The sequence below is a fragment of the Nocardia rhizosphaerihabitans genome (assembly GCF_014646295.1).
Taxonomy (GTDB): Bacteria; Actinomycetota; Actinomycetes; order Mycobacteriales; family Mycobacteriaceae; genus Nocardia; species Nocardia rhizosphaerihabitans.
Genome location: NZ_BMNE01000001.1, coordinates 1,284,647 through 1,307,927 on the forward strand (window position 1 = coordinate 1,284,647; position 23,281 = coordinate 1,307,927).

The window sequence follows — 23,281 nt, forward strand, 5'->3', positions numbered from 1 at the left end:
CAGCTCAGCGCAGGCCGGTACCGCGCGCCACAGCTGTTTCGATCAGCGTCGACACCAGCGCCGGATAGTCGATCCCCGTCGCTTCCCACATCCGCGGGTACTGCGAGATCGGGGTGAACCCGGGCATGGTGTTGATCTCGTTGATCACCGGACCGTCCGCGGTGACGAAGAAGTCGACGCGCGCCAGCCCCTGGCAGTCCAGCGCGCGGAACGCGGCCACCGACAGCTCGCGGATCTGATCGGCGACCTCGTCGTCGAGCTTGGCGGGCACATCGAATTCGCACACGTCGTCGAGGTATTTGGTGGCGAAGTCGTAGAACTCGGGGGCGGCGGCATGGGCGTCGGGCATCCGGATCTCGGAGACCACGCTGGCCCGGACCTGCCCGTCGGCGAATTCCAGCACGCCGCACTCGACTTCCCGGCCGACGATGCCCGCTTCGACGATCACCTTCGGATCGTGCTCGCGCGCCGCGGCGACCGCGGCGTCGAGATCGGCCCAGTCGGTGATCTTGGTGATCCCGATCGAGGACCCACCGCGCGCCGGCTTCACGAACGCGGGCAGGCCGATCCGGGCCCGCTCCGCCTCGGTCAGCGTCGCGGTACCGGGCCGCAGCACGACCTGCACGCCGACCGGCAACCCCTCGGCCGCCAGCAATTTCTTGGTGAACTCCTTGTCCATGCCGGCGGCACTGGCCAGCACGCCCGCCCCCACGTAGGGGACGCCGGCTAACTCGAGCATGCCCTGTAAGGTCCCGTCCTCACCGAACGGACCGTGCAGGATCGGGAACACCACGTCGACCCGCCCCAGCGCGGCCGAGGGATCGTCGAGCGCCACCAGCGCGCCCGCGCGGCTCGGATCGGCGGCCAGGGTCAGCGCGGTACCCGCCGCGTCGACCGCGGGCAGCGAACCGTGGCTGAGCGCGAGTTCGCCGATGCCGTCGGCGAGCACCCAGCCGCCGTCGGTGGTGATGCCGATCGGCACCACCTCGTAGCGCTCTGGATCGAGGTTGCGCAGCACGCTGCTCGCCGACACACACGAGACGGCGTGCTCGCTGCTGCGCCCGCCGAAAACCACGGCCACCCTGATCCGGTTCGTCATGAACGTCACCGTAACTGTTTGCCCGGTTCGTGGCGCTATCGCCCTACTCGGGTTTGATCCGCCTGCCGAGCAAACTGTCGACCGCCTCGCTCACCGAAAGGCCCTCGTGACACACCCGGTGCACCGCGTCGGTCAGCGGCATCTCCACATGATGCGCGGCGGCCAGGGCCCGCACCGATGTGCACGACTTCACACCTTCGGCGACCTGCCCATGGGTCGCTTCCTGCGCGGCCTGCATCGACCCGCCCGCACCGAGCACATGGCCGAAGGACCGGTTACGCGACAGCGGCGAGGTGCAGGTAGCCACGAGATCGCCGACACCGGCGAGCCCGGCCAGGGTGACCGGCTGCGCCCCGAGCGCGACGCCGAGCCGGATGACCTCGGCCAGCCCGCGGGTGATCAGGCTGGCGACGGTGTTGTCGCCCAACCCCATCCCCGAGGCGATGCCACAGGCCAGCGCGATGACGTTCTTGCACGCGCCACCGATCTCGCAGCCGATCACATCGGTATTCGTGTACGGCCGGAAATATCCGGTGGCGCAGGCCCGCTGCGCCATCCCGGCGCGCTCGGTGTCGGTGCACGCGATCACCGTCGCCGCGGGCTGACGTTGCACGATCTCCCCGGCCAGGTTCGGCCCCGACAGCACCGCGATGCGTCCCGGCTCGGCCCCGGTGACCTCCGCGATCACCTGACTCATCCGCAGCAGCGTGCCGGTCTCGATGCCCTTGGCGAGACTGAGCAGGGTGGCGTCGGGATCGATATCGCCCTTCCACCGGTCCAGATTCGCGCGCAGCGACTGCGACGGCACCGCGAGCACGACCAGATCGGCGCCCGCGAGCGCGGCCCGGTGATCGTCGGTGGCCCGCACCGGCGGCAGCTGCACACCGGGCAGGTAGAACGGGTTGCAGTGCTCGGTGTCGAGGGCCTGCGCCACCTCGGCTCGTCTGGCCCAGATCGTGACATCGGTCCCCGCCTCTGCCAACACCTGCGCGAACGCCGTGCCCCACGACCCCGCACCCATAACCGCCGCCCTCGTCATCAGCTCAATATGCCATGGAAGGATTGACGCCATGCGTCCGCACACCGTGCACGCCGTGATGGCGGTCAAGCACATCGATCGGGCCAAGAGCAGGCTGGCCGACGTGCTGACTCCCGAGCAGCGCGGGCAGCTCGTGCTGGCCATGTTCGCCGACACCGTCGTGGCGACGACCGCCGTGCCCGAGGTGTTGTCGCTGACCGTCGTCACTCCGGATCCACTCGTGGCCACCCGCGCCCGCGAGCTCGGCGCGCACGTGCTCGACGAGCCGGTGGGCACCGACGATCCGCTCAACACCGCCCTGGCCGCGGGCGCCGCCGACGTGCGCGACCGGCACGGCCCCGCCCATCTGCTGGCTCTGCAGGCCGATCTCCCGGCCCTGCGCCCGGCGGAACTAGCCGACCTGCTGACGGTCGCGCCGGACGGAATTCGCTCGGTCGTGATCGATCACACCGGCACCGGCACGGCGGCATTACTGGTCCGCGACACCACCGCCGCACTGAATCCGCGTTTCGGCGCCGACTCCGCCCGCGCCCACCGCGACGACGGCGCACACCCCCTCTCCGGGCACTGGCCCGGCCTGCGCTGCGACGTCGACACCCCCGCCGACCTCGATACCGTCCGTTCTCTCGGGGTCGGCGCGCACACCGCGCGCACGCTCCGCGCATTCGGGCTGCCCGCGAGGATCGGTGACTCCGTTCGCACCGTGTGCTAGCCGATCGCCGCAATCGGTTCACATCCGACGAACCGGTCGGTGTCATGCTGCGAACTGCCCGCTACCTAGGGGATGATTGATGCGTGAGCGACACGGAAACCATCAAGCAACAGCCCCCGATTTCCCCGCCACCTGCGGCCGCCATCGCCTCGGGCGGTGACACCACCTCGCAGCGATTGCCCCGGGATCGCTACCTCAACCGCGAACTGAGCTGGCTCGACTTCAACGCCCGGGTACTCGCCCTCGCTGAGGACGCCTCCCTGCCGCTGCTCGAACGCGCCAAGTTCCTGGCGATTTTCGCCTCGAACCTCGACGAGTTCTACATGGTCCGGGTCGCCGGGCTCAAGCGCCGCGCCGAGACCGGTCTGTCGGTGCGCTCTGCCGACGGCCGCTCACCGTCGGAACAGCTGGAGATGATCACCGCGCGCGCCCAGGAACTCGCCGAGCGCCACGCCAATGTCTTCCTCGACGACGTCGATCCGGCGCTGGCCACCGAGGGCATCGACATCATCGGCTGGGCCGATCTCGACGACGATGAGCGCCAGCGCCTTTCGGGCTACTTCACCGACCAGGTCTTTCCGGTGCTCACCCCGCTGGCCGTCGACCCCGCGCACCCGTTCCCCTACATCTCCGGCCTGAGCCTCAACCTCGCCGTGACGGTGAAGGACGCAGGCACCGGCGGTGAGCATTTCGCTCGCGTGAAGGTGCCCGACAACGTCGACCGGTTCGTCCGTGTCCGGCGCACCGCGGCGCCGTCGGCGATCGCGGCGTTCCTGCCGATGGAAGACCTCATCGCCGCGCACCTGGATCTGCTGTTCCCCGGTCTGACCGTGGTGGAGACGCATTCGTTCCGGATCACCCGCAACGCCGACTTCGAGGTCGACGAGGACCGTGACGAAGACCTGCTGCAGGCGATGGAACGCGAACTCGCCCGCCGCCGTTTCGGCAAGCCGGTGCGGCTCGAGGTCTCCGACGACATGACCGAGCACATGCTGGAGTTGCTACTACGTGAGCTCGAGGTCGACCCCGCCGACGTGATCCAAGTTCCCGGACTGCTCGACCTGTCCTGCCTCTGGCAGGTCTACGGCGTCGACCGCCCCGATCTCAAGGACGCGCCGTATGTCCCGGCCACCCCGGCGGCCTTCGGCGAGCGCGAGACTCCGCGCAATGTCTTCGCCGCGCTGCGCGAGGGCGACGTGCTGGTGCACCACCCCTACGACTCGTTCTCCACCAGCGTGCAGCGCTTCATCGAGCAGGCCGCGGCCGACCCGCAGGTGCTGGCGATCAAGCAGACGCTGTACCGCACCTCCGGTGACTCCCCCATCATCAACGCGCTGATCGAGGCCGCCGAGGCGGGCAAGCAGGTCGTCGCGCTGGTCGAGATCAAGGCCCGCTTCGACGAGCAGGCCAACATCAAATGGGCGCGCGCACTGGAGCAGGCGGGCGTGCACGTGGTCTACGGCCTCATCGGCCTCAAGACCCACTGCAAGACCTGCCTCGTGGTGCGCCGCGAAGGCTCGACCATCCGCCGCTACTGCCACATCGGCACCGGCAACTACAACCCGAAGACCGCGCGTCTGTACGAGGACGTCGGATTGTTCACGGCCGCACCGGAAATCGGTGCCGACCTGACCGACCTGTTCAATTCGCTGACCGGTTACTCCCGCAAGGACGACTACCGCAATCTGATGGTCGCCCCGCTCGGCGTGCGGGCGGGCATCATCGATCGGATCGACCGCGAGATCGAACTGGCCAGGGAGGGATTCGACGCGCGGATCCGGATCAAGGCCAACGCGATCGTCGACGAGCAGATCATCGACGCGCTGTACCGAGCGTCCCAGGCCGGGGTTCCGGTGCAGATCGTGGTGCGCGGCATCTGCGGCCTTCGCCCCGGCGTGGCGGGCCTGAGCGAGAACATCGAGGTGCGCTCGATTCTGGGCCGCTTCCTCGAGCACTCCCGGGTGATCGAGTTCGGCGCGCAGGAACAGACCTGGATCGGCAGCGCCGACATGATGCACCGCAACCTCGACCGCCGCGTGGAGGTCATGGTGCAGGTGAAGGATCCGCGCCTGGTCGAACAGCTCGCCATGGTGTTCGATTCGGCGCTGGACCCGATGACGCGCTGCTGGGTGCTCGGTCCCGACGGCACCTGGCAGGCCAGCCCGACCGCACCCGACGCCAGTCAGGTGCGCGACCACCAGCAGTTCCTCATGCGGCTGCGTCGCCCCGATCAGCCGTGACCAAGGAAAAGCACAAGTCCATGCGTGATCCCAGAGTGCGGCCCAACATCCATGCCGCGGGCGCGGTCCTGTGGCGCGAGGGCGCCGCTGGGCCGGAAATCGCCGTGATCCACCGGCCCAAATACGGCGACTGGTCGCTGCCCAAGGGCAAGCTCGACCCCGGCGAGACCCCGATCGTCGCCGCGGTCCGCGAGGTCGGCGAGGAAACCGGCCTGCCGTGCACGCTCGGGCGCTATCTCGGGCACGTCACCTATCCGATCCCCGGCCACCGTCAGCTCAAGCGGGTCGACTACTGGGCCGCCGAGGCCGCGGCCGGTGAGTTCGCCGTCAACGCCGAAGTCGACCAGCTGCGCTGGTTCCCGCTCGACCAGGTGATGGATCAGCTGTCGTATCCGATGGACCGCCAGGTCGTACGGATGTTCGCCCGGCTGCCCGCGAGGACGAACACGGTGCTGCTGGTGCGCCACGCCAAGGCGGGCAAGCGCGCGCGCTTCGACGGACCCGACGAGTTGCGCCCGCTCGAGCCCGCGGGCGAGCAGCAGGCGAAGGCATTGGCACCGATTCTGCTGGCGTTCGGCGCATCCGAGATCCATTCGGCCGATCCGCTGCGCTGTATCCAAACCGTGACACCGTTGGCGGAACAGTTGAACGCCGAAATCAATTGCGAGCCAATGTTTTCCGAGCAAGGTTACGATTCAGCGAAAAGTGCGGCACGGCAACGATTTCTGTCTTTGGTAACAGATCGGGGTGTCCCGGTGGTGTGCAGTCAGGGCGAGGTGATTCCCGATCTGGTGCAGTGGCTCGCGCAGCGCAGCGAGCTCACGCTGCCCCCTGCCCGCAATCGCAAGGGCAGCGTCTGGGCATTGTCGTTCGTCGAGGACCGATTGGTCGCCGCCGACCATATGGACCGCTCGCTGTCGACGGGCATCGTCACCGCCTGAGCACCACCTGAGTACCACCAAACAGCCGAAACGGCCCCGGTTTCCCGGGGCCGTTCTCGGTCCAGTGGTGGGTGATGCGGCCTACGTGCACATTCCCCGACCTGATCCCGCTGCGGCGGGATCAACGAGCACGACGGGTGGCTGTCTTCTTCGCAGCAGTCTTCTTCGCGGGGGCCTTCTTGGCGGCCGTGGTCTTGGCGGCGGTGGTCTTCTTGGCCGCCGTGACCTTCTTCGCCGGCGCCTTCTTGGCCGCAGTCACTTTCTTTGCCGCCGTGGTCTTCTTGGCGGCGGTGGTCTTCTTCGCTGCCGCCGTCGTGGTCTTCTTGGCGGCGGGTGCCTTGGTGGCTGCCTTACGGGCGGTGGTCTTGGCCGGACCCTTCGACGGCGTCGCCTTCTTGGCGGCGGTCTTCTTGGCCGCCGTCTTCTTGGCTGCCGCCTTCTTCGCCGCCACCGGGGCGTTCACGCCACGCTTGACGGCGGGGCCGGACGCGGCCAGCTTCTGCTTGCCCGCGATCACCGCCTTGAACTGAGCGCCCGGCCGGAAGGCAGGCACCGAAGTCGCCTTCACCTTCACGGTTTCACCGGTACGCGGGTTACGGGCAACCCTGGGGGCACGCTTGCGCTGTTCGAACACACCGAATCCGGTGATGGTGACGCTTTGACCTTTGTGCACGGCACGGACGATGGTGTCGACCACGTTCTCGACAGCCGCAGTAGCCGTGCGCCTGTCCGTACCCAACTTTTCGGTCAGAACGTCGATCAGTTCCGCCTTGTTCATTGAATCCTCCGCAGACTAATGGCCCGTCGTCGGACCGACTAGGTACCACGGTAAACCCAGTTTGAGCAAGAGTCTATGTGCCACGCCAAAATTCATGTGGTTTAGCACACGTCCAGCTACCGCCCCCAGGGGATGCGCTGCCAATCGCCGCTGGTGATTACGCTTGCGAAATAGGCTCCGGCAGCGTCACGGGTTTCCATGACGGCCTTCCCTTTTCGAAGTCGCCGATGACGTCGGCCTGGCGCAACGTCAGGCCGATGTCGTCCAAACCCTCCAGCAGACGCCACCGGGTGTAGTCGTCAATATCGAACGGCAACACGACGGTTCCCGCCGTCACAGTGCGCGCGGTCAGGTCGACAACCAATTCCAGGCCGGGCTGTTCCTCCATCAGCTTCCACAGCATTTCGACATCGTTCTGTGACATCTGCGCGGCCAACAGGCCGCCCTTGCCCGCATTCCCACGGAAGATGTCGGCGAAACGCGACGAGATGACCACCCGAAAGCCGTAGTCCGACAGCGCCCACACCGCGTGCTCACGCGAGGAACCGGTGCCGAAATCCGGTCCGGCCACCAGAACACTGCCGTGACGGTAGGGCTCGGTGTTCAGAATGAAGTCCGGATCGGCCCGCCAACCGGCGAACAGGCCGTCCTCGAAACCCGTGCGGGTCACCCGCTTCAGGTAAACGGCGGGGATGATCTGGTCGGTGTCGACATTGGACCGGCGCAGCGGGACCCCGATGCCTTTGTGAACAGTGAAGGCTTCCATAACGATTCTCCTTCGATCGTGGTGGTCGGGGCGCTCAGGCCAGATCGGCGGGCGAGGACAGGGTTCCGCGGACCGCGGTGGCGGCGGCCACCAGCGGCGAGACCAGGTGGGTACGGCCACCCTTGCCCTGCCTGCCTTCGAAATTGCGGTTCGAGGTGGACGCGCAGCGCTGGCCCGGCTCGAGCTGATCGGGATTCATGCCCAGGCACATCGAGCAGCCCGCCTGGCGCCATTCCGCGCCCGCGGCGGTGAAAATCTCGCCGAGTCCTTCTTTTTCCGCCTGCGCGCGCACCTTCATCGACCCGGGTACGACCAGCATTCGCACGCCGTCGGCGACGTGGCGTCCCTTCAAAACATCGGCGACGGCACGCAAATCCTCGATCCGGCCGTTGGTGCAGGAACCGACGAATACGGTGTCCACGCTGACCTCACGCAGCGGCATTCCCGGCGTCAGGTCCATGTAGCGCAACGCCTTCTCGGCGGCGTCGCGCTCGCTCTCGTCGGCCATCTGGGCCGGATCCGGCACGTTCGCGCCCAGCGGCAGGCCCTGGCCCGGGTTGGTGCCCCAGGTGACGAACGGGGTGAGCTTGTTCGCGTCGATATGGACCTCGGCGTCGAAAACCGCGCCCTCGTCGGTCTTCAGCGCCTCCCAGGCGGCCACCGCGGCGTCCCAGTCGCCGCCCTGCGGCGCGTGCGGGCGGCCCTTCAGGAATTCGTAGGTCACCTCGTCCGGGGCGATCATGCCCGCACGAGCGCCCGCTTCGATGGACATGTTGCAGATCGTCATCCGCGCTTCCATCGACAGCTTGCGGATCGCCTCGCCGCGGTACTCCAGCACATAGCCCTGGCCGCCGCCGGTGCCGATCTGGGCGATCACGGCCAGGATCAGGTCCTTGCTCGTGACGCCGGGCGCCAATTCGCCGTCGACGGTGATGGCCATCGTCTTGAACGGGCGCAGCGACAGCGTCTGGGTGGCCAGCACGTGCTCGACCTCGCTGGTGCCGATGCCCATCGCCAGCGCGCCGAACGCGCCGTGGGTGGAGGTGTGGCTGTCGCCGCACACCACGGTCATGCCCGGCTGGGTCAGGCCCAGCTGCGGGCCGACCACGTGCACGATGCCCTGCTCGACATCGCCCATCGGGTGCAGGCGGACACCGAACTCGGCGCAGTTGCGGCGCAGCGTCTCCACCTGGGTGCGCGAGATGGGGTCGGCGATCGGCTTGTCGATGTCGGCGGTGGGGACGTTGTGGTCCTCGGTGGCGATGGTGAGATCAGGCCTGCGCACCGGTCGGCCCGCCGCGCGGAGCCCGTCGAAGGCCTGCGGGCTGGTCACCTCGTGCACGAGGTGCAGATCGATGTAGATCAGGTCGGGTTCACGGGAGGAACCTTCGCCGGCACCGGTAGTGACGACGTGCTGTTCCCACACCTTCTCGGCCAGTGTGCGGGCGCGCTCGGCCATGGCTTGATCACCTTTCGATGGACATACTTGGTATCTCAACATATGAGAAGTTAGTATCGTTCTATGAGACAGCATAGCGGTATCGGTGTCCTCGACAAAGCCGTGGCGGTGCTCTACGCCGTCGCGGACGAGCCATGCGGTCTCAACGACCTGTGCACCCGCACCGGCCTGCCCCGCGCCACGGCGCACCGGCTGGCGGTCGGGCTGGAGACGCACCGGCTGCTGGCACGTGACGGCAACGGGCTGTGGCGTCCAGGCCCCGCGCTCACCGAACTGTCCGCAGGGGCCGCCGATCCACTGGTGGAGGCCGCAGGGACCATTCTGCCCCGTCTGCGGGAGATCACCGGCGAGAGTGTCCAGTTGTACTGCCGCGACGGGCACGCGCGCGTCTGCGTGGCCGCGCTGGAGCCGCCCGTCGGCCTGCGCGACACCGTGCCGGTCGGCTCCCGGCTCCCGCTCACCGCGGGCTCGGCGGCCAAGGTGCTGCTGGCGTGGGCCGATCCCGAACTGCAGCGCACGGTCCTGGCCGACGCGGTGTTCGGCGATCGCGCGCTGGCCGAGGTCCGCAAGCGGGGGTGGGCGCAGAGCGCAGCGGAACGCGCACAGGGCGTGGCGAGCGTCTCGGCGCCGGTGCGCGACACGGCGGGCCTCGTGGTGGCCGCGGTGTCGGTCTCGGGTCCGATCGACCGGATGGGCAGGCGGCCGGGCGCGCGCTGGGCCGCCGATCTGGTCGCCGCCGCCGAGGCACTGCACAAGCGGCTGTAAAACGAAGAAGACCCCCGGTCGAATTCGACCGGGGGTCTTTCTTTGTAGCCCCGACGGGATTTGAACCCGCGCTACCGCCTTGAGAGGGCGGCGTCCTAGGCCGCTAGACGACGGGGCCAGGACGATCTCACCGAAGTGAAACCTTGCTGGGGTACCAGGACTCGAACCTAGAATGGCTGAACCAGAATCAGCTGTGTTGCCAATTACACCATACCCCAAGGATGGAAACGCTCGGCCTTCGTCTCACCGGCTGGTTGTCGGTGTTGCGAGGCCGTGTTCCGCGGCGAGAAGAAGATTACCAAACACAGTGGGGTAAACTACAAATCGCCTGGTCAGAAGCCCATTTTTGGCTGTTTTGACCGTTCCGGGGCGGCTGCGATCCAGCCGCATCCGCCCCGGACGCACTCACTGCGCGGCGGGCGCCCAGCCACGCGCGGCACGCAGCCGCGCGAGTGAGACCTCGCGGCCCAGCAGTTCCATCGACTCGTACAGCGGCGGGCTGATGTGCGAACCCGTCACCGCGACTCGCACCGGCGCGAACGCCTTACGCGGCTTGAGCCCCAGATCGTCGATCAGCGCCTTCTTCAGCGCCTCTTCCAGGGCGGGCGTCGTCCACTCGGCCAGCGGCTCCACGGCGGCGATCGCGGCGTCGAGCACCGGATCGGCCTCGGCGCCCAGGTTCTTGCCGCCCGCGGCCTGGTCGATCGCGAACTCCGCGGGCTCGACGAACAGGAACTTCAGCAGGTCCCACGCGTCGCCGAGCACCACGATGCGAGTCTGGACGAGTTCGGCCGCGGCGAGGAAGGCCTTCTCGTCGATTTCGGCGCCGATATGACCCTGCGCGGTCAGGTACTCGCGCAAACGGTGGCCGAAATCACCCGGCTCGAGCAAACGAATCTGCTCGGCATTGATGGCGTCGGCTTTCTTCTGGTCGAAGCGGGCCGGATTCGAATTCACCGTCGAAATGTCGAATGCCGCCACCATCTCCGCCATGGAGAACACGTCGCGGTCCTCGGCGATACTCCAGCCGAGCAGGGCCAGGTAATTCAGCAAACCCTCGGGGATGAATCCGCGATCACGGTGGACGAACAGATTCGATTCCGGGTCGCGCTTGGACAGCTTCTTGTTGCCCTGGCCCATCACGAACGGCAGATGACCGAACTCCGGGGTGAACTCCGCGACCCCGATACGCTGCAGCGCCGCGTACAACGCGAGCTGGCGCGGCGTCGAGGACAACAGGTCCTCACCACGCAGCACATGGGTGATCTTCATCAACGCGTCGTCGACCGGATTCACCAATGTGTAGAGCGGATCGCCATTGCCGCGAGTGAGCGCGAAATCGGGCACGGTGCCGGCCTTGAAGGTGGTTTCACCGCGCACGAGATCGTTCCAGCCGAGATCTTCGTTCGGCATCCGCAACCGGATCACCGCCGGCCTGCCCTCGGCCTTGTAGGCCGCGATCTGCTCGGCGGACAGCTCACGGTCGAAATTGTCGTAACCGAGTTTCGGGTCACGACCGGCCGCGCGATGCCGGGCCTCGACCTCGTCCGGCGTCGAGAAGGATTCGTAGGCCTCGCCCGCCTCGACCAGCTTGCGCACGACCTCGAGGTGCTGATCGCGGCGCTGCGACTGCCGGTACGGCTCGTAGGGACCGCCGACCTCGGGGCCCTCGTCCCAGGTCAGGCCGAGCCAGCGCAGTGCGTCCAGGATCGCCCGGTAGGAATCCTCGGAATCGCGTGCGGCGTCGGTGTCTTCGATGCGGAAGACGAAGCTGCCGCCGTGGTGGCGCGCGTACGCCCAGTTGAACAGCGCCGTGCGGATCAGGCCGACGTGCGGCGTGCCGGTCGGCGACGGGCAGAAACGGACCCGTACTTCAGTCATGACTCTCTCTCCGCGGTATCAGCGCTTGGTGGCAACAGGATTGGTGAGGGTGCCGATGCCCTCGACGGTGACCGACACGTTCTGCCCGGCCTGCAGCGGGCCGACGCCTTCCGGTGTGCCGGTGAGGATCACGTCACCGGGCAGCAGGGTCATCACGGTCGACACCCATTCGACGATCTTGGGGATGTCGTGCAGGAACAGCGACGTGCGGCTGCGCTGGCGGACCTGCCCCTCGACCTCGGTGACGATCTCCAGATCGCTTGGATCCAGCGCGGTTTCGATCCACGGGCCGAGCGGGCAGAACGTGTCGTAACCCTTGGCCCTTGTCCACTGCCCGTCGTGGCGCTGCTGGTCGCGGGCGGTGACGTCGTTGGCGACGGTGTAGCCCAGGATGACCTCGGCGGCCTTGGCCGCAGGCACGTCCTTGCACGGGCGGCCGATGACCACAGCCAGCTCGCCCTCGTAGTCGACCTGAGAAGAGCTGGGCGGCAGGATGATCGGGGCGTTCGGGCCGACGATCGCGGTGTTGGGCTTCATGAAGATGACCGGGTCGGCCGGCGCCTCGCCGCCCATTTCGGCCGCGTGGGCGGCGTAGTTCTTGCCGATGCAGATCACCTTGCTCGCCAGGATCGGCGCCAGCAGGCGGACATCGGCCAGCGGCCAGCTCCGGCCGGTGAACGTCGGCGAGCCGAACGGGTGTTCGGCGATCTCCTTGGCGGTGGCATCGCTGCCGTCACCTTCGATGCTGACGAACGCGACTCCATCGGGACTGGCAACTCGACCTAAGCGCATGCCCGGGAGTCTATCGAGACGCGCCCACCTGCCCGAACGCGCCCGGGATGCGGGACGCGAGGAGTGATGCGCGCGCGGGCGGAGTGCGGCCAAGCTCACACCGGTGCGATTCGAAGCCACTGCCCGCCTACGGGATTCGCACTCCGCACCGTCGTCGCCGGTTGTGATCTGTCAGACACCGAATCAGGAGGCGTCATTCTGCGGTCACGGGTGTACCGTGAACCCAGATGTTCACCACATGAGACATCAATCTCAAATATTGAGATGCAATCGTGCAATCCGGCGAGGTGAGAATCGTGACAGAGGTGCGGCCGACGGCCGAAGTGACCAGGATCGGCGACGGCAGACGCTGGCTGATGCTCGCCCTCGGTGTATTCGCGCAGACCTCGAGTTCGATCTTCATCCACGGCACCCCGTTCCTGCTGCCCGCGCTCACCGCTCGCGGCGATTCCCTGTTCGCCGCGGGCGCGCTGGTCGCCCTGCCGACCGTCGGCCTGGTGTGCACGCTGATCGCGTGGGGCTATGTCGTCGACCGGATCGGCGAAAGGATCGTGCTGGTGGCGGGCACGGCGCTGATGTTCGTGGCCGGTGTCGCCGCCGCGCTGGTGGACAACCCGATCGCGTTCGGCGCGCTGCTGTTCCTTGGCGGTGTCGGCGCGGCCAGCTCCAACGGCGCGAGCGGCCGGGTGATCGTCGGCTGGTTCCCGCCCGACCGGCGCGGCCTGGCCATGGGCATCCGCCAGACCGCCCAGCCGCTGGGCGTCGGCCTGGCCGCGCTGAGCATTCCGTGGGTCGCCGAACACCACGGCATCCCCGCCGCCCTGCTTGTCCCCGCGCTGATGGCCGGTATCGCCGCGGTCGGCTGTCTGGTCGGCATCGTCGACCCGCCGCGTCCGCCCGCCAAGGCCGCCGACCGCGCCAACCCCTACCGCGGCGGCGATTCCACCCTGTGGCGCATCCACGCCGTCTCGATCCTGCTGGTCATCCCGCAGGCCACCCTGTGGACCTTCGCCCTGCTGTGGTTGCACCGCGACCTGGGCTGGTCGCTGGCCGCCGCGGGCGCCCTGATGACGGCCACCCAATTCCTGGGTGCCGCAGGACGAATCGGCGCGGGCGCCTGGTCCGATCGCGTCGGCAGCCGCCTCGGCCCGCTGCGCCAGGTGGCCGTCGCCGCCGTCGTCGCGATGGCCGCCCTGACGATCACCGCCTGGACCGACTGGTGGTGGCTGGCAGTGCCCCTGATGGTCGCCGCCTCGGTGATCTCGGTGTCCGACAACGGCTTGGCCTTCACCGCCGTCGCCGAAATCGCGGGCCCGTTCTGGAGCGGCCGCGGCCTGGGTATCCAGAACACCGGCCAAAACCTCGCCATCGCCGCCGTCCCACCGGTTTTCGGCCTGCTGATCACCGCCACCGGCTTCCCCGCCTCCTTCGCGGTGGCCGCCATCGCCGCTGCGGCGGCGGTCCCATTGGTACCGCGAAAATAGCTGTGCCGCATCATGTCTCGATCGACCGAAACATGGTGCGGCACAACAGGACAGCGAAGGCCCGCTCCGGCAACAGCCGAGCGGGCCTTCGGGTTGTTCAGCGTCCTCAGACGATGGCGGCGATCCGGTCGCCCACCTCGACGGTGGAGGCGGTGCCGGTGCGCGAGGCCAGGTCCTTGGCGACCGCGGACTCGATGCGCGCGGCGCCCTCGGCGTTGCCGAGGTGGTTGAGCAGCAGCGAGACCGACAGGATGGCGGCGGTCGGGTCGGCCTTGGACTGGCCCGCGATGTCGGGGGCGCTGCCGTGGACCGGCTCGAACATCGACGGGTTCACGCCGGAGGCGTCGATGTTGCCCGAGGCGGCCAGGCCGATGCCACCGCTGACGGCGGCGGCGAGGTCGGTGATGATGTCGCCGAACAGGTTGTCGGTGACGATCACGTCGAAGCGGCCCGGGTCGGTCACCATATGGATGGTGGCGGCGTCGATGTGCTGGTAGGCCGTCTGCACGTCGGGGAACTCGGCGGCGACCTCGTCGACGGTGCGCTGCCACAGCGAACCGGCGAAGGTGAGGACGTTGTTCTTGTGCACCAGGGTCAGATGCTTGCGGCGGGCCTGCGCGGTGGCGAAGGCGTAGCGGACCACGCGCTCGATGCCGAAGCGGGTGTTGGTGGACACCTCGGTCGCGACCTCGTGCGGGGTCTCGACACGGATCGCGCCACCGGTACCGGTGTAGGGACCCTCGGTGCCCTCACGCACGACCACGAAGTCGATGTCGGGGTTGCCCGCCAGCGGGCTGGTGACACCGGGGAACAGTCGCGACGGACGCAGGTTCACGTGGTGGTCCAGCGCGAAGCGGGTCTTGAGCAGCAGACCACGCTCGAGCACGCCGCTGGGCACCGACGGGTCGCCGATGGCGCCGAGCAGGATCGCGTCGTGCTGCTTGAGCTCGGGCAGCACCGACTCCGGCAGGATCTCGCCGGTGCGGTGGTAGCGGGCAGCGCCCAGGTCGTATTCGGTCTTCTCGACACCGGGCGAGACCACGTCGAGCACCTTGAGCGCCTCGGCGATGACCTCGGGACCGATGCCGTCACCGGCGATGACTGCGAGTTTCATGAACAAGCTCCGTTCGAAGTCGGGGCGGATCGTGCCGCGCCGCGGATACAGATGCGCGCCGCCACCGTGGGGTGACGGCGCGCAGCTGCCGATGTCCCGGAGACCGGGACGTCACAACTCAGGCCAGGTCGACCAGGACGACCTTGGCGGCGCCGACGGCTTCGGCGATCGCGGTCTGCACCTCGGCGGACACCTCGCGGTTGACGCGCAGGATCACGGTGGCGCCTTCGGCGTCCACGTCCTGGCTCAGCTGCGCGGCCAGGATGTCGATCTCGGCCTCGCCCAGCTTGGTGCCGATCTTGCCCAGCGCGCCCGGCTTGTCGGTGTAGTTCAGCACGGCCAGGTTCAGGCCCTCGGCGCGCATGTCGTAGTTGCGGCCGTTGATGTTGACGATCTTCTCGACCAGGTTCGGCTCGGTCAGCGTGCCGGCCACGTTCAGGGTCGAGCCGTCGCCGAACACGGCGCGCAGGTCGACCATGCTGCGGTGGTTCGGGCTCTCGGTGGCGGTGGTGACGGCGGCGGTGATGCCGCGCTCCTTGGCCAGCGACGGCGCGTTGACGAAGGTGACCTGGTCCTCGACCAGCGCCGAGAACACACCGCGCAGCGCGGACAGCTCCAGCACGGCGACGTCCTGGGCGGCCAGCTCGCCGCGCGCCTGCACCTCGATGCTGACGGGCAGTTCGTTGGCGATGGCGCCCAGCAGCGCGCCCTGCTTGCGCACGACGTCGAGCCAGGGGGCGACCTCGTCGTTCACGGCGCCACCGGTGACGTTCACCGCACCCGGCACGAACTCACCGGCCAGCGCCAGCAGCACCGACTTGGCGACATCGGTGCCCGCGCGGTCCTGGGCCTCGGAGGTGGAAGCACCCAGGTGCGGGGTCACGACGACCTGCGGCAGGTCGAACAGCGGCGAGTCGGTGCACGGCTCGGTCTCGAACACGTCGAGGCCGGCGGCACGCACGTGGCCGGAGTTGATCGAGTCGGCCAGGGCCTGCTCGTCGATCAGGCCACCACGCGCGGCGTTGACGATGACGACGCCCGGCTTGGTCAGCGCGAGACGCTCGGCGTTCAGCAGACCCTTGGTCTCCGGGGTCTTGGGCAGGTGCACCGAGATGAAGTCGGCGCGCTGCAGGACCTCGTCCAGCGACAGCAGCTCGATGCCGAGCTGGGCGGCCTTGGCCGGCGACACGTAGGGGTCGTAGGCGACGATCTTGGTCTCGAACGCGGCCAGACGGGCGGCGAACAGCTGGCCGATGCGGCCGAGGCCGATCACGCCGACGGTCTTGCCGAAGATCTCGACACCGTTGAACTTGCTGCGCTGCCAGGTCTTCTCGCGCAGGGTCGCGTCGGCGGCCGGGATCTGACGCGCGGCGGCGAGCAGCAGGGTGACGGCGTGCTCGGCGGCGGTGTGGATGTTGGAGGTCGGCGCGTTGACGACCATCACGCCACGCTCGGTGGCGGCGGGCACGTCGACATTGTCGAGGCCCACGCCGGCACGGGCGACGATCTGGAGCTTCTTGCCCGCGTCGAGCACCTCGGCGTCGACGGTGGTCGCGGAGCGCACGAGCAGCGCGTCGGCCTCGGGCACCGCGGCGAGCAGCGCCGGGCGGTCGGGGCCATCGACCCAGCGAACCTCGACACCGTCACCGAGCGCGTCGACGGTCGACTGGGCGAGCTTGTCGGCGATCAGAACTACAGGACGGCCTGCTTGGCTCACTGTGGGGTACTCCTGGGGAAGAAAGGGGGTCGGCAGTTACCGCCGACCAGAATAGTCGGCGGGGTTCGCCTCCCCTTACCCCCCTGCCGAAAACCGGGTGAACCCTGGGCGTCGCCGCACCTACCATCACGCCACGTCCTTGCGCACCGTCCCCGACTCGATGGATCCGGCCGTGGTGGCCGCCGTCGACGCCGAGCTCGACCGGGTGGCGGCCGAGCACGGCGTGTCCATCCGGCTGGCCATCGAAAGCGGCAGCCGCGCTTGGGGTTTCCCCTCGCCGGATTCCGACTACGACTGCCGGTTCGTCTATGTGGCGAGCCTGGAGACCTATCTGTCGCCGTGGTCGCGGCGCGATGTCATCGAGACGCCGCTGGTCGGGCTGCTCGATGTGAACGGCTGGGACCTGGCCAAGGCGCTGCGCCTGCTGGTGCAGGGCAACGCGGTGCTGGTCGAGTGGCTGATGTCACCGATCGTCTATCGCGGCGACGAGGCGTTCCGCGCCCGCCTGCGCGAGGTGGCCGAGGAGGTGGCCGATCGCGACCGGATCGCCCGGCACTATCTGCACCTGGGCGCGCGCCAGTGGACACTGTTCCAGCGCAACGGCGGCTTGAAGAAGGTGTTCTACTCCCTGCGCCCGGCGATGGCGCTGCGCTGGTTGCGCGAGCATCCCGGCGCCGCGGTGGCCCCGATGCACCTGCCGACCTTGCTCGCCCAGTGCGAACTGCCCGCAGACCTGGTCGCCTCGATCACCGAGCTGACGGCACTCAAGTCGAAGACCAGGGAGATGGGCTCGGGCGAGCCGCCGCGCTCGATCGCGAACTTCATCGACGATGAGTTCGCCAGGGCGGCACCGGAATTCGCAATGCGCGGGCCGCGGGATCTGACGGCGGCGCGAGCGGTGACCGAACAGTTCTTCCGCACGGAGGCACTGGCCCCCAGATAGCAGAAACTCCGCACCTACTGGTGCGGAGCTTCACGTTCGTACGCTGGTCAAGCGCAGAATCAGAGGACGCGGACGTCCTGAGCCTGCGGGCCCTTCTGACCCTGACCGATCTCGAACTCCACACGCTGACCCTCGTCGAGGGAGCGGAAGCCCGAGCCGCTAACAGCCGAGTAGTGCACGAAGACGTCGGGTCCGCCGCCGTCCTGTGCGATGAAGCCGAAGCCCTTCTCGCTGTTGAACCACTTCACAATGCCCTGAGCCATTTCAAAACCTTCTGTAGACGAGCCAGGTCCTAATAGTCCGGTCCCGGTCTCGCCATCAACAATGCCATGATCCGACGAATTCCTCCACACCCGACTTCGTGGACTGTGAGGAAGCCAACGCCGCGATGCCGCCGCCCAGTGCTGTCACACAAGCGACCGTTTGGATGCTCGGTGTATGCCGAGGCAGTTGCGGCGAGGATGCCGGATTCGATCGGCGCTCTCCGCCGAACCGGCTGGCACACTTCACCATCGACACCTCTACGCAACTGCGCCCGGTCACCGTCAGCATCCCTAGACATTTTCCAGAAACCCAGTACGGCAAATTTCCTACCAGCGTATTTTCCGAGTTTGTGAGGGAGGGCACACCCCGCGGAGAAATCACGCAAGGAGTAGAGAGTGCTGGACATCAACCATTTCACCTACGGCTGGGTAACCCCGCTGCCGGCGTATCTCATGTCGGTCCTCGGGTCGATGCTGGCACTGCGTTGCATGGTTCGCTCGCGCGCATCGGGTAGTCATGGCGGCTGGCTCACCGCGGCCGCGATCGCACTCGGCGGGACCGGCATCTGGGTCATGCATTTCATCGCGATGCTCGGCTTTTCCGTGCACGGCGCGACCATCCGATACAACGTCCCGATCACCTTGTTCAGCGCCGCCGTCGCGATGGGTGTGGTGTGGCTCGGGCTGTCCATCGTGGTGCGCCGCAGCTGGGACAGCGCCGCTCTCCCGGTGGGCGGGACGATCACCGGTCTCGGCGTCGGCGCGATGCACTATTCCGGCATGTACGCGATGAAGACCGACATCGAAATCGTCTACGACCCGTTCGTGGTCGCCGTCTCGATGGTCATCGCCGTCGTCGCCGCCACGGCCGCGCTCTGGTTCGCTCTGCACATCCACGGACTCCTCGCCACCATCGGCGCCGCGCTGCTGATGGGCGTGGCCGTCACCGGCATGCACTACACCGGCATGTTCTCGATGAGCGCGCACACCAGCGCCCACGTCGCCCACGCCTCCGGCGCCACCGCGACCCAGCTGCTCACCCCGCTGATCATCGGGGTCAGCATGGTCACCATGGTGCTGCTCATGCAGGTCGGCATCACCGAAGCCGAGGACCCCAACCTGGCCAGGCCGGTGCACGGTCAGCGCGCGAGCCGCTTCTGGCCCAGCGGCCAGAGCTGAATCTGTCGTACCCCGTTGAGACACTGAGGAGGTAGCAATCACCGGCTCCGGCCGAGTCTTCACGGGGGATCCACGTGCTGTTCTTCATCATCGCGGCCGTGCTCTGCGCGGGTGCAGGCGCTCTCGCCCTGTTCACTGCCTCGATCGCCGAATCCAAGGCGACCGACGCGCTGCTCGCGTCGCGGGCCGCCTCGCATTTCATCGGCGACGGCAACCCGACCAGCGGCTTCTTCGTCCTGCGTGCCCGTCACGACCGGCTGCACCGGCTCAGCACGCGGCTGCTGACCGTCAGCGCGATGGCGTCGCTGGCGGCGACCGGTTTCGCGATCTACGCCGTCGCCGTCTACTGACCGCTAGACGGCCCGCACGTGGTGGGCTTCCGGTCCGCGCCGGGTCTCCCTGACCCCGAATTCCACCCGCTGACCGGCCCGCAGCGTGCGGAACCCCTCCCCGACCAGTTCGGTGTACTCCACGAATACCTCCGCCCCGCCCGCGTCGGGGGTGATGAATCCGAATCCCTTGCCGCTGTCGAACCAGCTCACGACGCCGCCCGGCATCAACCGACCTTCCGAATCATTTGCCTGACATGCTGATTCGCCCATGTTCGCATGCCGTGCCCCGCGACACGAAAGCCGTGGAGTTGTCGCAGCCGTTCGGCGGCATCCGCGCTGGATAAACTCCAGGTAGGTCCGCTGGGGACCGGCCGGGTCCGGGAGAACGGAGAGTCGGTGCAGCCGAGCGCCACCACCGTCCGTTCCGCCGCCGAAGCGGTCACCGTCTTCGTGGCCACCTCGGTCGCGGTGCTCGTGATCATGCTGCCGATCAGCTTCGCCGCCCTGGCGCAGGCGCGGCACGTCGATCTGCTGGTGTTCAACGTTCCGCGGGCGATGACCGGTGGCGCGTTCGCCGCGGTCATCACCGCGGCGGTCACAGTCGCCGTCGGCAGCAGGCGCACCGCCCGCTGGACGGCGCTGCTCGCACTCGCCGGCATCGTGCTGAGCCACCTGCTCCTGGTCCCCCACAGCGACAACGAGAACTTCACCGGCCTGTCGCTGGCCACGCTCAACTTCATCGACGCGCTGCTCGCGGGCGTGGCGCTGGGCGCGATGGCCGTCGCGGTCTGGCCCGAACCGCTGCTGCGGACCGTCTACCTGTTCGCGGTGCCCGCCGCCGCCGTGCTCGGCGACCTCACCGAGACCCCCACCGACGAGGGTTCGGCCGGCTTCGACGGCGTCCTCGCGGGTTCGCTGCCGCTGTGGTTCATCGCGGCCGCCGTGCTCGCGCTCGCCTACTTCGCGATCACCACCGTCACCCCGCCGCGCAACGGTGTGGACACCGCGATTCCGCTGGCCCCCGTGTTCGCCGGTGTCGTCGCCTTCTCGGCCATTCTGGTGACGTCGCTGGCCGTGGCATCCCGCGAGACGAGCATCCCGTCTGTGATCGTCGGCTCGATCGTCGTCGTCGCGGCCGCAACGGTGGCCGCGCTGATCCTGCCGGACCGCGACGGCGTCCTGGTGCTGCTGATGACCGGTTTCGCCGTGGCGGGCAGTCTCGTCATCACGCTGCCCCGTTCGGGACTGGTCGATGTGGGCACCGTCATCGCCCTCGGCGCCGGGCTGCTGGCCGGCCTGCGTCGTCCCCATGCCGTGACCGCCGCGGTCGGCGTGGCAGGCTTGGCGGTCTTCGTCCTGGCCACCGACATTCTCGACCCACCGGCGACCCTCAATGCCGCGGTCGGCTGCGTGGCGCTCGGCGCGATCTGCGGCTATTGCGTCGGCTCCGCCGTCCCGCTGAGCCCCACCTCGGCCACGGTCGGTCTGTCGATCCTGTGTGTGCCATCCATCGGAGTCGCGTTGAGCGACACCGAGTTCGGCCATCTGGCCTACTCGTCGTCCTGGTACCGCACCGCCGACGTGAACCGAGGCCCGCTCCCCGCGGCGATCGCGATCGGCATCGCCGTCGGTTGCACCGTCGCTATCGCGCTACTGATCCGTCACCGCCCAGCGACCGACCGATCAGGCGTCCTGCCACCCGAATTCGGAGAACGCCCGCCCGCTCAGGACTGACCCGAGCCCGACCCGGCAGTACTCGACGATCTCTGTCGGCAGCGCCACCACATCGAACCACCGCAACTCCGAGCACTTCTCCGGCTCACAGTTCGTGACAGCGCCTCGCCACCGCCGGACGGTGAAGAAGATCTGCACCCGCTCGGCACTGTGCAGCACATGCGCGAATTCGACATCCCCCGCATCGATGTCGACCCCCACCTCCTCGCGCGCTTCCCGAATCAGCGCCGCCACCGCCGATTCCCCCGCCTCGAGATGCCCCGCGGGCACGTGGAACAACCCGTCCCCGAACCCGGTATCGCGCCTGCGCCCCAACAGCACCCGCCCATCCCCGTCGAGGAGCACCAGATGAACGCCGACGAGCACCCGATACTTGTCCACGAAATCCACCCTACCGAGAACCACGAGACCACCCATCCCCCAGCCACATTCGGGGTATACCGAGAGCATGAGTTTCCCGGTGACCTTCGGGCTCGCCCAGGTCGTCCTCCTCGCACTGATCGCGCTCGCCCTAGCCCTGCTCGTCTCCGCAGTCCTCGCCGCCCGCCACCGCCGCGGCCCGAAAGCCGTTCTCGGCCGAGGCGCCCCCGCCCTCGCCCTCCTCCTCGTCGCCACCCTCCTCCTCTGGATCGCCACCCTGCTCCAGACCTACCTGGGCCTCACCGGCGAAATCACCGCCGCCCACGTAGTCGCGAAACCCGTTGCCGGACAATCCGACCAACTCGACCTTGAACTGACCCTCTTCGACGACGAAGGCGCGGTCGACACCCGCACCACCCACCGCGTCGAAGGCAACCTCTGGGTCCTGCAAGCCAACATCGTAGAACTACACCCCTGGGTCAACGCCCTGGGCTTCCACTCCGGCTACAAAATCACCCGCCTGTACGGCCAACGCCTGGACGGCAAACACACCACCCAAGACCACATCATGCTCGACGGCAGCGACCGAGACTTCTTCGAAGACATGAACGAAGGCACCTGGTACACCTCCCCCTTCGTCAAGTCCGCCTACGGCAACGCCGTTATCGCCACCCCCGGCGAATACGACGTCCTCATCTCCCACGACGCCATCAAAGTCCGCGCCACATCCTGACCGCTCGCGTTCTTCGTGACACTGGCAGCTCTTAACCTGTGGCTCTACCCCCGGGACAGGGATATCACGCTACCTGTACACCGGCAACGTGAAGGAACTCCGATGGGTCGGCGGTTCCCTCGACCGACTGCGCGAGCTGCCGCCGCCCGCGCAACGCGGCCTCGGTTACGGCCTGCACCGTGTACAGACCGGCCAGGCTCCGTTGGATTTCAAACCGATGCCCACCGTCGGCGCCGGCGCGTTCGAACTCCGTTTTCGCGACCGCACGGGCGCCTACCGAATGTTCTACGTCGCCAGATTCGGCGACGCCCGGCGATTTGTCAGTAGGCCGGGACCGGTACCGCGCAGCGGAAGCGGATGTACGAAAGGGATAGCAAGCCATGACAATTCAGCGACCATCCGACGTCTGGGAAGCGATCGCAGAGTCTCCCGAAGAAGCAGAGCGGCTTCGTGTCTGGGCCGAGGCCCTGGATGCAGTGCTCGCCCGAATCGATGAGTTGGAGCTCACACCTACCCAAGCCGCCGAACGACTCGGTGTAGCCAGGTCGCGCATCTACGAGATGCGGGCCGGCAAGCAGGGCGTGTACAGCTTGGAGCGGTTGATCGGATTCGGCGCGCGCCTCGGCTTGCACACCCACCTGACGATGCGGAAGACCGCCTAGGACTGATGTCGTGTTCGATCCTGTGTCGGGCGTGATCCAGCGGATCGGGATGTCGGTGCTGCTGGCTCACGGCCCTGACAGCGCCGACCACGTCGAGCTCGTCCACACGCGGCAATCACCCGATGGCCACACCTCGGCACGAACTCCCACCTAGCTCGCTCTATCGGCCATCGGCACACCCCACCTGACACATCTACGCCCTCCACAGCGGAATCATCCTGGGCACGCCGGTCGCTTCGTGACGCTGGCGGCCTTCGATGTGGGGATGTGACGATGAAGGCAACTCGG

25 protein-coding genes and 2 tRNA genes are annotated in these 23,281 nt (G+C 67.8%); 13 read left to right on the top strand and 14 right to left on the bottom strand.

The window, feature by feature from the left end:
- Positions 1-4: 4 nt before the first annotated feature.
- Complete coding sequence (locus tag IEY60_RS05780; protein ID WP_189024477.1) at positions 5-1,099, bottom strand: D-alanine--D-alanine ligase family protein; 1,095 nt, start codon at positions 1,097-1,099, stop codon at positions 5-7.
- A 43-nt stretch (positions 1,100-1,142) separates the two neighbouring features.
- A complete protein-coding gene (locus tag IEY60_RS05785) occupies positions 1,143-2,138 on the bottom strand; it encodes an NAD(P)H-dependent glycerol-3-phosphate dehydrogenase (protein WP_189024478.1) in 996 nt (331 codons plus the stop codon).
- A gap of 31 nt (positions 2,139-2,169) precedes the next feature.
- Between IEY60_RS05785 and cofC the strand changes: the two genes are divergently transcribed.
- From cofC to IEY60_RS05800, 3 genes are all read left to right on the top strand, one after another.
- Entirely contained in the window at positions 2,170-2,850 is a 681-nt protein-coding gene (gene cofC / locus IEY60_RS05790) for a 2-phospho-L-lactate guanylyltransferase (protein ID WP_189024479.1), read from the top strand.
- An 83-nt stretch (positions 2,851-2,933) separates the two neighbouring features.
- A complete protein-coding gene (locus tag IEY60_RS05795) occupies positions 2,934-5,090 on the top strand; it encodes an RNA degradosome polyphosphate kinase (protein WP_189024481.1) in 2,157 nt (718 codons plus the stop codon).
- A 20-nt stretch (positions 5,091-5,110) separates the two neighbouring features.
- Positions 5,111-6,031, top strand: coding sequence for an NUDIX hydrolase (locus IEY60_RS05800; RefSeq protein WP_189024483.1), 921 nt, complete (start codon positions 5,111-5,113; stop codon positions 6,029-6,031).
- 121 nt (positions 6,032-6,152) lie between these two features.
- On the opposite strand, the gene IEY60_RS05805 is transcribed toward IEY60_RS05800, so the two are convergent.
- The 3 genes from IEY60_RS05805 to leuC form a co-directional block, all read right to left on the bottom strand.
- On the bottom strand, positions 6,153-6,809 hold the full coding sequence (locus IEY60_RS05805) for an HU family DNA-binding protein (RefSeq protein ID WP_189024485.1): 657 nt from the start codon (positions 6,807-6,809) through the stop codon (positions 6,153-6,155).
- Between the two features lie 157 nt (positions 6,810-6,966).
- The gene (leuD, locus tag IEY60_RS05810; RefSeq protein WP_189024488.1) at positions 6,967-7,575 is read right to left on the bottom strand and encodes a 3-isopropylmalate dehydratase small subunit; all 609 of its coding nucleotides are present in this window, start codon (positions 7,573-7,575) and stop codon (positions 6,967-6,969) included.
- 34 nt (positions 7,576-7,609) lie between these two features.
- Positions 7,610-9,034 (bottom strand): 3-isopropylmalate dehydratase large subunit, encoded by a 1,425-nt coding sequence (leuC, locus tag IEY60_RS05815; RefSeq protein WP_189024490.1) that lies wholly within the window; start codon positions 9,032-9,034, stop codon positions 7,610-7,612.
- Between the two features lie 63 nt (positions 9,035-9,097).
- On the opposite strand from leuC, the gene IEY60_RS05820 reads away from it, so the two are divergent.
- Entirely contained in the window at positions 9,098-9,799 is a 702-nt protein-coding gene (locus IEY60_RS05820; RefSeq protein ID WP_189024492.1) for an IclR family transcriptional regulator, read from the top strand.
- Positions 9,800-9,844: 45 nt separating this feature from the next.
- On the opposite strand, the gene IEY60_RS05825 is transcribed toward IEY60_RS05820, so the two are convergent.
- The 4 genes from IEY60_RS05825 to IEY60_RS05840 all read right to left on the bottom strand — a co-directional run bounded on the left by IEY60_RS05825 (position 9,845) and on the right by IEY60_RS05840 (position 12,472).
- A tRNA-Glu gene (locus tag IEY60_RS05825) sits at positions 9,845-9,917 on the bottom strand.
- Between the two features lie 28 nt (positions 9,918-9,945).
- Positions 9,946-10,017 (bottom strand) — tRNA-Gln (locus IEY60_RS05830).
- Positions 10,018-10,204: 187 nt separating this feature from the next.
- Positions 10,205-11,680, bottom strand: coding sequence for a glutamate--tRNA ligase (gltX, locus tag IEY60_RS05835; RefSeq protein ID WP_189024494.1), 1,476 nt, complete (start codon positions 11,678-11,680; stop codon positions 10,205-10,207).
- A gap of 18 nt (positions 11,681-11,698) precedes the next feature.
- On the bottom strand, positions 11,699-12,472 hold the full coding sequence (locus IEY60_RS05840; RefSeq protein WP_189024496.1) for a fumarylacetoacetate hydrolase family protein: 774 nt from the start codon (positions 12,470-12,472) through the stop codon (positions 11,699-11,701).
- A 356-nt stretch (positions 12,473-12,828) separates the two neighbouring features.
- On the opposite strand from IEY60_RS05840, the gene IEY60_RS05845 reads away from it, so the two are divergent.
- Entirely contained in the window at positions 12,829-13,956 is a 1,128-nt protein-coding gene (locus IEY60_RS05845; protein WP_189025006.1) for an MFS transporter, read from the top strand.
- A 106-nt stretch (positions 13,957-14,062) separates the two neighbouring features.
- On the opposite strand, the gene IEY60_RS05850 is transcribed toward IEY60_RS05845, so the two are convergent.
- Both IEY60_RS05850 and serA read right to left on the bottom strand, forming a co-directional pair.
- Positions 14,063-15,070 carry a 3-isopropylmalate dehydrogenase gene (locus tag IEY60_RS05850; protein WP_189024498.1) on the bottom strand — a complete coding sequence of 336 codons (1,008 nt, stop codon included), beginning with the start codon at positions 15,068-15,070 and terminating at the stop codon, positions 14,063-14,065.
- Positions 15,071-15,188: 118 nt separating this feature from the next.
- Positions 15,189-16,787 (bottom strand): phosphoglycerate dehydrogenase, encoded by a 1,599-nt coding sequence (serA, locus tag IEY60_RS05855; protein WP_189024500.1) that lies wholly within the window; start codon positions 16,785-16,787, stop codon positions 15,189-15,191.
- A gap of 97 nt (positions 16,788-16,884) precedes the next feature.
- On the opposite strand from serA, the gene IEY60_RS05860 reads away from it, so the two are divergent.
- On the top strand, positions 16,885-17,730 hold the full coding sequence (locus IEY60_RS05860) for a nucleotidyltransferase domain-containing protein (RefSeq protein ID WP_229739563.1): 846 nt from the start codon (positions 16,885-16,887) through the stop codon (positions 17,728-17,730).
- Positions 17,731-17,789: 59 nt separating this feature from the next.
- Here IEY60_RS05860 and IEY60_RS05865 read toward each other — a convergent pair whose 3' ends face one another.
- Positions 17,790-17,993 carry a cold-shock protein gene (locus IEY60_RS05865; RefSeq protein ID WP_014987157.1) on the bottom strand — a complete coding sequence of 68 codons (204 nt, stop codon included), beginning with the start codon at positions 17,991-17,993 and terminating at the stop codon, positions 17,790-17,792.
- 396 nt (positions 17,994-18,389) lie between these two features.
- On the opposite strand from IEY60_RS05865, the gene IEY60_RS05870 reads away from it, so the two are divergent.
- Together IEY60_RS05870 and IEY60_RS05875 are read left to right on the top strand one after the other, a co-directional pair.
- Positions 18,390-19,172: an MHYT domain-containing protein gene (locus tag IEY60_RS05870; protein WP_189024502.1), complete on the top strand. Its 783-nt coding sequence runs from the start codon at positions 18,390-18,392 to the stop codon at positions 19,170-19,172.
- A gap of 74 nt (positions 19,173-19,246) precedes the next feature.
- Positions 19,247-19,522 (top strand): hypothetical protein, encoded by a 276-nt coding sequence (locus IEY60_RS05875; protein ID WP_189024504.1) that lies wholly within the window; start codon positions 19,247-19,249, stop codon positions 19,520-19,522.
- Positions 19,523-19,525: 3 nt separating this feature from the next.
- Here IEY60_RS05875 and IEY60_RS05880 read toward each other — a convergent pair whose 3' ends face one another.
- Entirely contained in the window at positions 19,526-19,729 is a 204-nt protein-coding gene (locus IEY60_RS05880; protein WP_189024506.1) for a cold-shock protein, read from the bottom strand.
- Positions 19,730-19,900: 171 nt separating this feature from the next.
- Between IEY60_RS05880 and IEY60_RS05885 the strand changes: the two genes are divergently transcribed.
- Positions 19,901-21,238, top strand: a complete 1,338-nt coding sequence (locus IEY60_RS05885; protein WP_189024508.1) for a hypothetical protein — start codon at positions 19,901-19,903, stop codon at positions 21,236-21,238.
- Here IEY60_RS05885 and IEY60_RS05890 read toward each other — a convergent pair.
- Positions 21,188-21,619 carry an NUDIX hydrolase gene (locus tag IEY60_RS05890; RefSeq protein ID WP_229739564.1) on the bottom strand — a complete coding sequence of 144 codons (432 nt, stop codon included), beginning with the start codon at positions 21,617-21,619 and terminating at the stop codon, positions 21,188-21,190. The genes IEY60_RS05885 and IEY60_RS05890 overlap by 51 nt on opposite strands.
- A gap of 67 nt (positions 21,620-21,686) precedes the next feature.
- On the opposite strand from IEY60_RS05890, the gene IEY60_RS05895 reads away from it, so the two are divergent.
- The 4 genes from IEY60_RS05895 to IEY60_RS05910 all read left to right on the top strand — a co-directional run bounded on the left by IEY60_RS05895 (position 21,687) and on the right by IEY60_RS05910 (position 23,147).
- Complete coding sequence (locus tag IEY60_RS05895; protein ID WP_189024512.1) at positions 21,687-22,331, top strand: hypothetical protein; 645 nt, start codon at positions 21,687-21,689, stop codon at positions 22,329-22,331.
- An 88-nt stretch (positions 22,332-22,419) separates the two neighbouring features.
- Positions 22,420-22,827, top strand: a complete 408-nt coding sequence (locus IEY60_RS05900) for a type II toxin-antitoxin system RelE/ParE family toxin (RefSeq protein WP_229739565.1) — start codon at positions 22,420-22,422, stop codon at positions 22,825-22,827.
- Positions 22,712-22,993: a helix-turn-helix domain-containing protein gene (locus IEY60_RS05905; RefSeq protein ID WP_189024514.1), complete on the top strand. Its 282-nt coding sequence runs from the start codon at positions 22,712-22,714 to the stop codon at positions 22,991-22,993. The genes IEY60_RS05900 and IEY60_RS05905 overlap by 116 nt, the downstream gene beginning before the upstream one ends.
- A gap of 10 nt (positions 22,994-23,003) precedes the next feature.
- Positions 23,004-23,147 (top strand): hypothetical protein, encoded by a 144-nt coding sequence (locus tag IEY60_RS05910; RefSeq protein ID WP_189024516.1) that lies wholly within the window; start codon positions 23,004-23,006, stop codon positions 23,145-23,147.
- Positions 23,148-23,281 lie beyond the last annotated feature (134 nt).